Source organism: Microbacterium hibisci, from assembly GCF_015278255.1.
Taxonomy (GTDB): Bacteria; Actinomycetota; Actinomycetes; order Actinomycetales; family Microbacteriaceae; genus Microbacterium; species Microbacterium hibisci.
Genome location: NZ_JADIJC010000009.1, coordinates 31,919 through 44,605, shown reverse-complemented (window position 1 = coordinate 44,605; position 12,687 = coordinate 31,919). Strand labels below are relative to the sequence as shown.

Here is a 12,687-nt window from a genome sequence, read left to right as displayed (position 1 = left end):
TCGTCGAAAACCAGATCGCTAGATAAACTAGCGATATGACCTCGCCTCAGCACGCCCGCCACCGTCCTCCGCGTTGGCTCAGGATCGGCATCCCTGCTCTGCTCGTTCTCATCTGGCTCGTGGTCGGATCGATCGGAGGCCCCTACTTCGGCAAGGTCGACGAGGTCTCGACCAATGACCGATCGTCTTTCCTCCCCGAGAGCGCCGATGCCACGCAGGTGAACGAGCGACTCGCCGGATTCCTCGGCGAAGACAGCATCCCGGCCGTGCTCGTGGTCACGGGCGACGGCGAGCTGTCGGACGACGACGTCGCGGACGTGCAGGCCCTCGTCGACGATATCTCCGAGATCGACGGCGTCACCGAGGACGTGTCGCCGCCCATCGTGTCGGAGGACGGCGAGGCCGTGCAGGTCTTCGTGCCGATCGACGCCTCGGGCGAGGTCGGCGAGATCGTCGACGAGATGCGCACGATGGCGACCGAAGAGCTGCCCGACGACCTGGAGGCGTGGGTGACCGGCCCGGCCGGCTTCACGGCCGACCTCGTGGAAGGCTTCCTCGGCATCGACGGTCTGCTGCTGGCCGTCGCGCTGATCGCGGTGTTCCTGATCCTGGTGATCGTCTACCGCTCGCCGCTGCTGCCCGTCCTCGTGCTGCTGACGTCGGTGTTCGCGCTCTGCGTGGCACTGCTCACGGTGTGGTGGCTCGCGTACGCCGGCATCGTCGTGCTGAACGGCCAGGTGCAGGGCATCCTCTTCATCCTCGTGATCGGCGCGGCGACCGACTACGCGCTGCTGTACGTCGCGCGCTTCCGCGAGGCCGTCGCGGAGGGGAGGGAGCGGTGGGATGCCGTGGTCACGGCGTGGCGCGGATCGTTCGAGCCGATCCTCGCCTCGGGTGGCACGGTCATCGCGGGCCTGCTGTGCCTGCTCCTCTCCGACCTCGCGACGAACCGGGCGCTCGGACCCATCGCGTCCATCGGCATCGCCTTCTCGATGCTGTCGGCCCTCACGTTTCTGCCGGCACTGCTCGCTCTCTTCGGGCGCACCGCGTTCTGGCCCTTCATCCCCAAACAGCCGATCGCGATGATCCCCGACGACCTCACGCAGCCCGTGAAGGGCCTGTGGCCGCGCCAGGCGCGCTTCGTCGCCCGCCACGCGCGGATCGTCTGGATCGCCTGCACCGTCGTGCTGCTGGCCGGCGCGGTCGGCATCACCCAGCTCAAGGCCGACGGAGTCCCGACGAGCGACCTCGTGCTCGGGACGTCCGAGGCCCGCGACGGACAGGACGTGCTCGCCGAGCACTTCCCGGCGGGGTCCGGCTCGCCCGTCTACGTCATCGTCCCCGAGGAGGACCTCGCCGACACGGTCGAGGTGATCGAGGCGTCGGACGGCATCGATTCGGTGTCGGTCGCCTCGGACGACTCGCCGACCGGTCAGGCCGAGGTCGCCGTCGAGGATGGCGAGCCGGTGTTCACGGCGGTGGGACCGCCCGGCACGCCTGCTCCGGAGCCCACCGTGTCGGAGGGCGACGTTCTGGTGATCGGGACGCTGACAGATGCCGCGGATTCTGTCGCCGCCGAGGACACCGTGCGGGAGCTTCGCGCCGACCTCGACGAGACCCTCGGCGAGGGCACGGCCGTCGTGGGCGGCGAGACCGCGACCGACATCGACACGAACGACACCTCCACGCGCGACCGCACCGTGATCATCCCGGTGATCCTGGCGGTGATCCTCGTGATCCTGATGCTGCTGCTGCGCTCGCTCCTGGCACCGGTCCTGCTCATCGCGACGGTGATCCTGTCGTTCGCGACCGCCCTCGGCGTCAGCGCCCTCGTCTTCAACGAGGTGTTCGGCTTCCCCGGGGCCGACCCCGCGGTGCCGCTGTACGGCTTCGTGTTCCTGGTCGCCCTCGGCGTGGACTACAACATCTTCCTGATGTCACGGGTGCGCGAGGAGTCTCTGGTGCACGGGACGAGACCGGGCATCCTCCGCGGCCTGGTCGCGACCGGCGGCGTGATCACGTCGGCAGGACTCGTGCTGGCGGCGACGTTCGCGGCTCTCGGGGTGATCCCGATCCTGTTCCTCGCGCAGATCGCGTTCATCGTGGCATTCGGCGTGCTCCTCGACACCTTCATCGTGCGGTCGCTGCTCGTGCCCGCGCTGTCGTACGACATCGGCAGGGCGATCTGGTGGCCGTCGAAGCTCTGGCGGCGGGGGCCGGAGGTCGCCGCTCGCGCCGAGAGCCGACCCGACGCGAACTCGGACTCGCGGACGCCGCCGGCTGCGCCCGCACCGTCGGTCGCCGACCCCGCGGAGGCGCCGCTGCCCGCCGAGACCGATCCCGATCTCGTCGCGCAGGACGGTCACCCGCTCACGCGCGAGGAGTATCGGCGTACGCTCGACACATGAGCAAGGCGCTGTTCATCGTCGACGTGCAGAACGACTTCACCGAGGGTGGAGCCCTGGGCGTGGAGGGCGGCGACGCCGTGGCGCAGCGGATCTCGGACTACCTCGTCACGCACGCCGAGGAGTATTCCGTGATCGTCGCGTCGCGGGACTGGCATGACGCCGAGGGAGACAACGGCGGCCACTTCCACCCCGAGCCGGACTTCGTCGACACCTGGCCCGTCCACTGCGTGAGCGGGACGGCGGGCGCGGAGTACGACCCGTGTCTCGACACGTCGGCCGTGACGCACCACGTCAAGAAGGGACAGGGCACGCCGGCCTACTCGCTGTTCGAGGGGACGACCGACGAGGGTGCGACGGTGTCGCACCTCCTCGAGGAGAACGGCGTGATCGACGTCGACGTCGTCGGCATCGCGACCGATTACTGCGTGCGGGCCTCCGCGCTCGACGCGATCGAGCACGGTCGTCACGTGCGGATCCTCACCGACCTCGTCGCCGGGGTCGCCGCGGAGTCCAGCGACGCGGCGCTCGCCGAGCTCGCGCACGCGGGCGCCGAACTCCGGCACTCCGGCCTTTCGAACGGTGACTGAGAACGGTGACTGAGGCGCTGCCGCGGGCGCTGACGGCCGAGGGCGTCCGCGCCGAGCTCGAGGCGGCGGCATCCGTCGACGAACGCGTCAAGATCCAGGGCCGCATGACGGACGACCGCACCGAGGTCATCGGCGTGCGCATGGGCACGGTGTTCGACATCGCGAAGAAGAGCGCGCGGATGCCGCTGAGCGAGGTGGACCGCCTGCTCGACTCGGACGCGTACGAGGTGCGGATGGTCGCCGTGTCGATCCTCGACGCCCAGGCGCGAGCGAAGGACGCGGACCGCGCCGCACTGTACGACCTCTGGATGCGGCGCCTCGACCGCATCGACACGTGGGACTACATCGACCGGGCAGCACCCCGCGTGATCGGGTGGTACCTCCTCGACAAGCCGCGCGACGTGCTGTTCGACCTCGCCCGGTCGGACGACCGCTGGCATCGCCGCACCGCCGTCACCGCGGCCTTCTGGATCATCCGGTCGGGCGATCTGGATGACCCGCTCGCGCTGTGCGAGATCCTCGCGGATGATCCGGAGCATCTCGTGCAGACGAATGTGGGCGTGGCGCTGCGCGAGATCGGACGGGTCGACCGCGGTCGGCTGGAGGAGTTCCTCGCGCGTCGCGGCGGCGACCTCAGCGCGCACGCGCGACGCACCGCCCGCACCGCCCTCGCCTGACGCGCGCGAGCCGATACCCTCGGGCTCGTGACCCAGATCCGCCCCCTCGCCCCCGCTGACCGTGACGCCTGGCTCCCGCTGTGGCGCGGCTACCTCGAGTTCTACGAGTCGGAGGTCGCTGCCGAGCAGACCGCACTGACCTGGAACCGCCTTCTCGACCCGCAGTTCCCGATACACGGTGCGATCGCCCTCGACGATGACGGCCGCGCGATCGGCTTCGTCCATTGGCTCACGCACGGCGCGACCTGGTCGCCGGCGCCGTACGTCTATCTCGAGGACCTCTTCGTGGCGCCCGACACGCGGGGCACGGGCGCGGGACGTGCCCTCATCGCGCACGTGACCGAATGGGCGCGGGAGCGCGACGCCGCGAAGGTGTACTGGCTCACGCATGAGAGCAATGCCACGGCGCGTGCGCTGTACGACCGCGTCGCGACGCACACCGGATTCGTGCACTACGAGATCGGGCTGCGCGGATGACCCCCTCGGCTCAGACCGAACGGAGCATGGGCGACCTGGTCGCGACGCTGTTGCTGATCGGATTCTCGGTCGGGATCGCGGTCGTGCTCTTCTTCGTATCGCTCGTGTGGGCGATCGGAAACCACGACAACACGGTCGCGATCGTGCTCGGCGGCTACGTCCCGCTGGCTCTCGCGGTGGTCGGCGCCGTCGCGGGGATCGTGGCGCTGTCGCGCAAGCACCGTGCGTTCTGGTACCCGCTGGTCACGCTCGTGCTGAGCGTCGGGCTGTGGGTGGTCGCCGCGTCGATCGCCCGCTGAGTCCACGGTCGGCCCGCTCGTCACGCAACTGCTGCACTTTCCTGCAGCTGCTGCGTCGCGCGACGCAGCAGCTGCAGGAAACTGCAGCAGTCGCTCGCCGCCATTCGGCCGCGCAGCCTCAGGCCGGCGTGCGGCGCCCCCGGCGGGCCAGGAAGATCGTGAAGCCGAGCGCGAGGAGCGCGGTCAGGCACAGCAGGCTCAGGCCGATCGTGTAGCTGTGCGTCTCGGCGTTGTAAGTCGCCCCCATCACGAGCGGGGGGAAGTATCCGCCGAGACCGCCCGCCGCCCCGACGATGCCGGTGACGGTGCCCACCCGCTCCGCGGGCGCACGCTGCGCGACCCACGTGAAGACGGCGCCGGTTCCGAGGCCGAGGGCGAGCGCCATCAGCACGAACGACGTGCCGGCGGCGAGCTCGGGCGGCGGCTTGAGGGCGATGACCACGGCCATGACGGCGGCACCGCCGAGCGAGATGCTGAGCACGGTCGCGGGGCCGATGCGGTCCGAGAGCCACCCGCCCACCGGGCGGGCGATGACCGCGGCGATCGCGAAGCCCGCCGTGCGGGCGCCGGCGTCGGCGAGGTCGTAGCCGTAGACCTCCTTCAGATACGTCGGCAGGTAGGTCGAGAACGCCACGAAGCCGCCGAAGGTGACGGCGTACAGGAACGCCATCTGCCACGTCACGGCGAGCTTCGACGCGGCCTTGAGCTTGGGCATCACGGGCGCGGTGTTGGGCTTCCACAGCGGCGAGTCGCGCATGAACACCCACACCACGAGCGCGACGACCAGCAGGGCGCCCGCGATGATGAGGTGGGTCGGCACGTACCCGAACCACGCCACCATGCGCGGGGTGAAGAACGCCGACAGGGCGGTGCCGCCCATGCCCGCCCCGAACAGCCCGGTCGCGAAGCCGCGCTTCGCGGGCTCGTACCAGGCGTTCACGAACGGGATGCCGACGGCGAACGTCGTGCCCGCGATGCCGAGCACGAATCCGAAGGCCAGCATCAGCGCGTAGGAGCCCCAGACGCCGGCGAGTGCCACGAGCACCACGGGAACGGCCGAGGCGGCGGTGAGGATCGTGAACATCAGCCGTCCGCCGAAGCGGTCGGTGAAGGCGCCGGTGAGGATGCGCCCGAGCGAGCCGACCAGCACGGGCGTCGCGATGAGCAGCGACGCCTGGGTCGAGTCGAGGCCCATCTCGGCGCTGTACTGCACCGCGAGCGGAGCCACGAGGTTCCAGGCCCAGAACGTGATCGTGAACGCGAGCAGCGCCAGCAGCAGGTTCCGGGTGCGGCCCGGCAGCTCCTGCGTGCCGGCGGCTGCGGTGGCCGCGGCATCCGTCGTCATCGTCGTCCTCCCGTCTTGCCGCTGGCGCGGCTGCCGGACTTGCGATCGGGGGTGCGGTCGGAGGTGCCCACGGGCGCCCAGCCGCGTCGGATCCCGCGCGCGGTCGTGGGGCGGCCGTCACGTGAGCGGTACACGATGTAGGGCCGGAACAGGTAGTGCACCGGCGCGGTGAAGGCGTGGACCAGCCGCGTGAAGGGCCAGATCATGAACAGCGCCATGCCGATCAGCGTGTGGATCTGGAAGTCGAGCGACGCCTGGCTCATGGCCTGGATGTCGGGCTGGAAGACGAAGAGCGACCGGAACCACGGGGCCACCGTCTCGCGGTACGTCGTCTCATGCGGCGGGCCGATGACGCTCAGCACCGTCGTGGCGAGGCCCGCGACGATCGCGGCGACGAGGACGACGTACATCGTCTTGTCGTTGCGAGTGGTCGCCATGAAGACCGGCCCGGTCGTGCGTCGCCGGTAGATCAGGATGCCGACCCCGACGAGCGTCGCAAACCCCGCCACCGTGCCGAGCCCCAGCGCGGCGAGGTGGTACATCTCCTCCGAGACGCCCAGCGCGTCGGTCCACGCCTGGGGGATCACGAGGCCGACGACGTGCCCGATGACCACCACGAGGATGCCGAAGTGGAACAGCGGCGACCCGATCCGCAGCAGCCGCGACTCGTAGAGCTGCGACGACCGCGTCGTCCACCCGAACTGGTCGTAGCGGTAGCGCCAGATGGTGCCGCCGACCAGCACGGCGACCATGACGTAGGGGAGGATGCCCCACAGGAAGAGGTCCATCAGCGCCTCCCGACGGGCTCGAGGGGCAGCAGCCGCGGATCGTGGGCGTCGAGGCCCACCGACTCGCGCGGGGGACCCGCGGCCGCCATCGCCATCGCCTGCTGCCGGTCGGCGGGCGAGCGCCCGGGCAGGGCGTCGCACACCGCGGCGACGACCCCCGCGTAGGGCGACGCGCGTTCGGCCAGCGCGAGCCGGATGAGCTCGAGGCTGGGCCGGTACTCCTGCAGCAGCGCCGCACCCTCGGCGGGCGCATGGCGCGCGAACTCCAGCACCAGCGGCAGGAAGTCGGGCAGCTCTCCGCTGCCGTCGAGGGCGAGACCCGCGGCGCGGTACCGGCCCTTGAGATCGGCCAGCACCGCGCCGCGGCGGCGCGTGTCGCCGTCGGTCCAGTAGCTCAGGTAGAGGGCATGCCGCCGCGACATGTCGAACGTGTCGACGTACACCGTCTCCACTTCGGGCGCCGGGGTCGTCCGCCACCACTCCAGGAGAGGGGCGAAGGATGCCGCAGCCCGCGGTGCCGCCTCCCGCAGAGCCGCGTCGATCAGCGTCGCCGAGCCGAGCACCGTGTCGTCGGGATAGCTCAGGCAGAGGGAGGCCGCCTGATGGACCACCCGCGCGCTCATGACGGACCTCCGGGCGCGGCATCCGTCTCCGCTTCCCTGGAGCGCGCCGGGAACAGGCCCGGCGGCGCGCCGTTGCCGTCCCAGTTGAGCAGGTTGACGCGACCGCGCAGGGCCTCGCCGCTCGCCGCCGCGTCGGACGTCTGGCGCTCCTTCAGCGCATGGAAGGTCTCGACCGCGACGGGCACCGGCCGGCCGCTCGCCTCGCCGAACATGCCGGCCTCGTTGCCGTACGGGCCGCCGTCGAAGTCGAGCGAGCAGCCCAGCTCCTCGAGCTCGTGCGCGCGCTCGTAGTGCGCCGTCGGGATGACGTAGCGCTCCTCGTACTTCGCGATCGCGAGCAGCCGGTACATCGCGTAGATCGACTCGCCGGTCATGCCGACGGCTTCGGGGATCGACTCGTCGCGCTCGCGGTCGAGTGTGATGTCGCGCAGGTACGAGCGCATCGCCGCGAGACGCCACAGCACGCCCGTGATGATGTCGGTGTCGCCCGCCGTGAAGAGCTCGGCGAGGTACTCGACGGGGATGCGGAGCGCCTCGATGGCGCCGAACAGCGTGCCCGCGGCCTCGGAGTCGTGACCCTGGTCGCGCAGCAGGTCGACGATCGGCGACAGCGGCGGGATGTACCAGACCATCGGCATCGTGCGGTACTCGGGGTGCAGCGGCAGCGCGACGCGGTAGGTCTTCGCCAGGGCGTAGACGGGGGAACGGCGCGCGGCGTCCATCCAGTCGTCCGGGATGTCGCCCTGGGCGCGCACCGCCGCGATCACCTCGGGGTCGTTCGGGTCGAGAATGAGGTCGAGCTGCGCCTCGTACAGGTCCTTCGGGTCGGGCGTCGAGGCCGCCTCGGTGACGCGGTCGGCGTCGTACAGGAACAGCCCGAGGTACCGGAGGCGCCCGACGCACGTCTCGGAGCAGACGGTCGGGATGCCGACTTCGAGCCGCGGGTAGCAGAGCGTGCACTTCTCGGCCTTGCCGGTCTTGTGGTTGAAGTAGATCTTCTTGTACGGGCAGCCGGTGATGCACTGCCGCCAGCCGCGGCAGCGGTCCTGGTCGACGAGCACGATGCCGTCCTCGGCGCGCTTGTAGATCGCGCCCGACGGGCAGGACGCCATGCATGACGGATTGAGGCAGTGCTCGCAGATCCGCGGCAGGTAGAACATGAAGGTCTTCTCGAACTGCAGCTTGATCGCGTCTTCCGACTCTCGGCGCACGCGCTCCACGATCGGGTCGAGGTGACCCATCTCACTCGCGCCGCCGAGGTCGTCGTCCCAGTTCGCCGACCACGTGATCTTGGTGTCCTCGCCGGTGATCAGCGACTTCGGCCTCGCCACCGGGAAGTCATCGCCCAGCGGCGCGTCGATGAGCGTCTCGTAGTCGTACGTCCACGGCTCGTAGTAGTCCTCGAGCTTCGGCTGCACCGGCGAGGAGAAGATGGTGAAGAGGCGCTTGAGGCGGCTCCCCGTCCGCAGCGACAGCCGGCCGCGCTTGTTGAGCGTCCAGCCGCCGCGCCACTGGTCCTGATCCTCGTAGCGGCGGGGGTACCCCTGCCCGGGCCGCGTCTCGACGTTGTTGAACCACACGTACTCCGTGCCGGCGCGGTTCGTCCACGCCTGCTTGCAGGTCACCGAGCAGGTGTGGCACCCGATGCACTTGTCGAGGTTCATCACCATGCCCATCTGGGCCATCACGCGCATCAGTACTCCACCTCCTGGCTGCGGCGGCGGACCGTCGCCACCATGTCGCGCTGGTTCCCCGTCGGGCCGAGGTAGTTGAACGTGTACGAGAGCTGCGCGTACCCGCCGATGAGGTGGGTGGGTTTGACCAGCAGCCTCGTGACGGAGTTGTGGATGCCGCCGCGCCGGCCGGTCGCTTCGGACTTCGGCACGTCGATCGTGCGCTCCTGGGCGTGGTGCACGTAGACCACGCCGGTCGGCATGCGGTGCGACACGATCGCCCGCGCCACCAAGACGCCGTTGGAGTTGACGCACTCGACCCAGTCGTTGTCGGCGGCGCCGATGGCCGCGGCATCAGCCGGACTCATCCACACCGTCGGACCGCCGCGCGAGAGCGACAGCATGAAGAGGTTGTCCTGATACTCGGAGTGGATCGACCACTTCGAGTGCGGCGTGAGGTAGCGCACGACGACCTGCTGCGCGCCGTCCGGCCCGAGCTTGGGCTCGCCGAACAGCCGGTGCATGTCGAGCGGCGGGCGGTAGATCGGCAAGGCCTCGCCGAGGTCGCGCATCCAGGCGTGGTCGAGATAGAAGTGCATGCGGCCGGTGAGGGTGTGGAAGGGCTTCAGCCGCTCGATGTTCACGGTGAACGGCGCGTACCGCCGGCCGCCCGTCTCCGAGCCCGACCACTCCGGCGACGTGATCACCGGCACGGGAGCCGCCTGCGTCATCGCGAAGGTGATGCGCTTCTCCTCCGACCCCTCGGCGAGGTCGGCCAGCGGCTTGCCCACGCGCTTCTCGAGGGTGCGGAAGCCCTGCGCGGCGAGCTCGCCGTTGGTCGTGCCCGAGAAGGCCAGGATCGCCTCGGCCATCTTGACGTCGGTGTCCATCGCGGGGCGGCCGTCGGCCGCGCCGCCGAGCATGACGCCGTTCTTCTGTGCCAGCCGCTCGACCTCGTGCGCGACGTCGTAGGTGACGTTCTTGATGGTGAAGCCGAGCTTGTCGGCGAGCGGTCCCACCGCGGCGAGCTTGTCGGCGATCGCCGTGTAGTCGCGCTCAACGACCGTGAACTGCGGCATCGTCTTGCCGGGGATGCCCGGGCCGTCGCCGCGCGCCCAGTCCCGCACCTCGCCGCCCGGCTGCGACGTCTCGCCCGGGGTGTCGTGCTGCATCGGCACCGAGACCAGGTCGCGGCGCGTGCCCAGGTGGGTCCGCGCCTGGGCCGAGAATTCGACCGCGATCGCGTGGAAGAGGTCGAAGTCGCTCTTCGCCTCCCACGGCGGGTCGATCGCAGGGGTGAACGCGTGCACGAACGGGTGCATGTCGGTGGACGAGAGGTCGTGCTTCTCGTACCAGGTGGCCGCGGGGAAGACGACGTCCGACAGGAGCGTCGTTGAGGTCATGCGGAAGTCCGCCGACACCAGCAGGTCGAGCTTCCCCTCGGGGATCTCGTCTCGCCAGGTCACGTCGTTCGGCCGCACGCTCGCCTCGTCCGTGGCCATCACGTTGCTGTGCGTGCCGAGCAGATGCTTGAGGAAGTACTCGTTGCCCTTCGCGCTCGATCCCATCAGGTTCGAGCGCCACAGCGTGAGCAGGCGCGGCCAGTTCTCGGGGGCGTCGACGTCGGCGATGGCGGGCTGCAGCGCACCGGAGGAGAGCTGCGCGGCGACGAAGGATGCCGCATCCGCCGCCTCTCCGTTCGCCACGGCGGCGTCGGCCCGATCGGCGAGGTCGAGCGGGTTGACGTCGAACTGCGGGTAGAACGGCATCCACCCGAGGCGCGCCGACTGCGCGATGGTGTCGGCCGTGTGCATGCCGGCGAGGTTGCCCTCGGCGAGCGGAGAGGCCAGCGCGTCGGCGGCGTACCCGTCGAAGCGCCATTGGTCGGTGTGCATGTACCAGTACGCGGTGCCGATCATGGTGCGGGGCGGCCGGTTCCAGTCCAGGGCGTTCGCGAGCGAGAGCCAGCCGGTGATCGGGCGGCACTTCTCCTGCCCGACGTAGTGCGCCCAGCCACCGCCGTTGCGCCCCATCGAGCCCGTGAGGATCAGCAGCGCCAGGATCGCGCGGTAGGTCGCGTCGCCGTGGAACCACTGACAGATGCCCGCGCCCATGATGATCATCGAGCGGCCGTTCGATTCCACCGCGTTGGCGGCGAACTCGCGCGCGATGCGCGTGCACGCCTGCGCCGGCACGCCGGTGATCTCCTCCTGCCAGGCCGGGGTGTACGGCGAGTCGGCGTCGTCGAGCCCGGTCGGCCAGTCGCCGGGCAGTCCGTCGCGCGCGACGCCGTACTGGGCGAGCATGAGGTCGAGGACGGTGGTGACGAGGATGCCGCTCACCCGGGTCGCGGGGACGCCGCGGCGGAGCACCTCACCCGAGCCGTCGGCGGAGTCGAAGCGGGGGAGGAGCACCTCGACGGCCTCCGGCCTCCCGGTCGCGGCCGGCAGGTCGGCGATCGAGAGCGCGGGCTCCACGCCTTCGAGGTCGAGGTTCCAGCGGCCCTCGCCCGACGGCGCGTACCGGAAGCCCATCGAGCCGTTCGGAACGCGCGGCGTGGCGGTGGCGGCATCCAGCACCACCGTCTTCCACTCATCCTCAGGCGTGTCGCCGCCGAGATCCGTGGAGGTGACGAACGTGCCGGGCACGTAGGCGCCGTCGCGCTCGACGAGTCGCACGAGGTGGGGGAGGTCGGTGTACTGACGCGCGAAGTCGGCGAAGAACGGCACCCGGCGGTCGACGTAGTTCTCCTTGAGCACGACGTGTCCCATCGCCATCGCGAGCGCGGCGTCGGTGCCGGCCTGGCAGGGCAGCCACTCGTCGGCGAACTTGGTGTTGTCGGCGTAGTCGGGGCTCACCGTCACGACTTTCGTGCCGCGGTAGCGCACCTCGGCCATCCAGTGGGCGTCGGGGGTGCGGGTGACCGGCACGTTGGAGCCCCACATCATGAGGTAGGTGGCGTCCCACCAGTCGCCCGACTCGGGCACGTCGGTCTGATCGCCGAACACCTGCGGACTCGCGACCGGCAGGTCGGCGTACCAGTCGTAGAACGAGGTCATCACGCCGCCGACGAGCTGCGTGAACCGCGTGCCGATGCAGTGCGACACCATCGACATGGCCGGGATCGGCGAGAACCCGGCGACACGATCGGGGCCGTACTCCTTGATGGTGTGGACGTAGCCGGCGGCGACGAGCTCGACCGCCTCGCGCCAGGATGCGCGCACCAGCCCGCCCTTGCCGCGGGCGCGCTGATAGCGCTGTCGCGTCTCGGGATTCTTCGTGATCTCGCCGAACGCCTCGACCGGGTCGCCGGTCCGGGCCTTCGCCGCCCGGTACTCCTCGAGCAGGACGCCCCGGACGTACGGGTAGCGCACGCGCGTCGGCGAGTAGGTGTACCACGAAAAAGCAGCCCCGCGGGGACACCCGCGGGGCTCGTATTCGGGACGGTCGGGGCCGACGCTCGGATAGTCGGTCTCCTGGGCCTCCCACGTGATGATGCCGTCCTTGACGTACACCTTCCACGAACAGGAGCCCGTGCAGTTCACCCCGTGCGTCGACCGGACGACCTTGTCGTGACTCCACCGATCCCGGTAGAACGCGTCGCCGTCTCGGCCGCCCTCGAGAAACGCCGCCCGGTGATCGGCGGTCTCGTCCCACCTCGTGAAGAACCGCCCTGCAGCCAGCAGGGCGTCGGAAGCCGGGCCGTCCACACCGATCTGGGGCGTCATGTCTCGGACCCTAGCGAAAGGTCCGGCGCGTGCGCCAGGGGGGATGGGATGCCTTTTCCCGACGTTCGCCGGGTGACGGGGA

The 12,687-nt window shown here is 70.2% G+C and carries 10 protein-coding genes; 5 read left to right on the top strand and 5 right to left on the bottom strand.

Features of this window, described 5'->3' with window-relative positions; all coding sequences use genetic code 11:
• The first annotated feature begins 35 nt into the window (after positions 1 to 35).
• Genes IM770_RS15195 through IM770_RS15175 form a run of 5 tightly spaced genes read left to right on the top strand, consistent with a single transcriptional unit; the run spans position 36 to position 4,448 of the window.
• Positions 36 to 2,408 carry an MMPL family transporter gene (locus tag IM770_RS15195; RefSeq protein WP_203582002.1) on the top strand — a complete coding sequence of 791 codons (2,373 nt, stop codon included), beginning with the start codon at positions 36 to 38 and terminating at the stop codon, positions 2,406 to 2,408.
• On the top strand, positions 2,405 to 2,995 hold the full coding sequence (locus IM770_RS15190; protein WP_203582001.1) for an isochorismatase family protein: 591 nt from the start codon (positions 2,405 to 2,407) through the stop codon (positions 2,993 to 2,995). The genes IM770_RS15195 and IM770_RS15190 overlap by 4 nt, the downstream gene beginning before the upstream one ends.
• Before the next feature lie 5 nt (positions 2,996 to 3,000).
• Positions 3,001 to 3,672, top strand: a complete 672-nt coding sequence (locus IM770_RS15185; RefSeq protein ID WP_203582000.1) for a DNA alkylation repair protein — start codon at positions 3,001 to 3,003, stop codon at positions 3,670 to 3,672.
• Between the two features lie 27 nt (positions 3,673 to 3,699).
• Positions 3,700 to 4,149, top strand: a complete 450-nt coding sequence (locus IM770_RS15180; RefSeq protein ID WP_203581999.1) for a GNAT family N-acetyltransferase — start codon at positions 3,700 to 3,702, stop codon at positions 4,147 to 4,149.
• Positions 4,146 to 4,448 carry a hypothetical protein gene (locus IM770_RS15175; RefSeq protein WP_203581998.1) on the top strand — a complete coding sequence of 101 codons (303 nt, stop codon included), beginning with the start codon at positions 4,146 to 4,148 and terminating at the stop codon, positions 4,446 to 4,448. Before IM770_RS15180 ends, IM770_RS15175 begins: the two co-directional genes overlap by 4 nt.
• Positions 4,449 to 4,566: 118 nt before the next feature.
• Here the strand turns inward: IM770_RS15175 and IM770_RS15170 are convergent, their stop codons facing one another.
• Genes IM770_RS15170 through IM770_RS15150 form a run of 5 tightly spaced genes read right to left on the bottom strand, consistent with a single transcriptional unit; the run spans position 4,567 to position 12,605 of the window.
• On the bottom strand, positions 4,567 to 5,793 hold the full coding sequence (locus IM770_RS15170) for a nitrate/nitrite transporter (RefSeq protein WP_275403183.1): 1,227 nt from the start codon (positions 5,791 to 5,793) through the stop codon (positions 4,567 to 4,569).
• Entirely contained in the window at positions 5,790 to 6,581 is a 792-nt protein-coding gene (narI, locus tag IM770_RS15165) for a respiratory nitrate reductase subunit gamma (RefSeq protein ID WP_203581997.1), read from the bottom strand. Before narI ends, IM770_RS15170 begins: the two co-directional genes overlap by 4 nt.
• Positions 6,581 to 7,204, bottom strand: a complete 624-nt coding sequence (gene narJ, locus IM770_RS15160; RefSeq protein WP_203581996.1) for a nitrate reductase molybdenum cofactor assembly chaperone — start codon at positions 7,202 to 7,204, stop codon at positions 6,581 to 6,583. The genes narI and narJ overlap by 1 nt, the downstream gene beginning before the upstream one ends.
• Entirely contained in the window at positions 7,201 to 8,898 is a 1,698-nt protein-coding gene (gene narH / locus IM770_RS15155; RefSeq protein ID WP_203581995.1) for a nitrate reductase subunit beta, read from the bottom strand. The genes narJ and narH overlap by 4 nt, the downstream gene beginning before the upstream one ends.
• Positions 8,898 to 12,605, bottom strand: coding sequence for a nitrate reductase subunit alpha (locus IM770_RS15150; RefSeq protein WP_203581994.1), 3,708 nt, complete (start codon positions 12,603 to 12,605; stop codon positions 8,898 to 8,900). The genes narH and IM770_RS15150 overlap by 1 nt, the downstream gene beginning before the upstream one ends.
• Positions 12,606 to 12,687 lie beyond the last annotated feature (82 nt).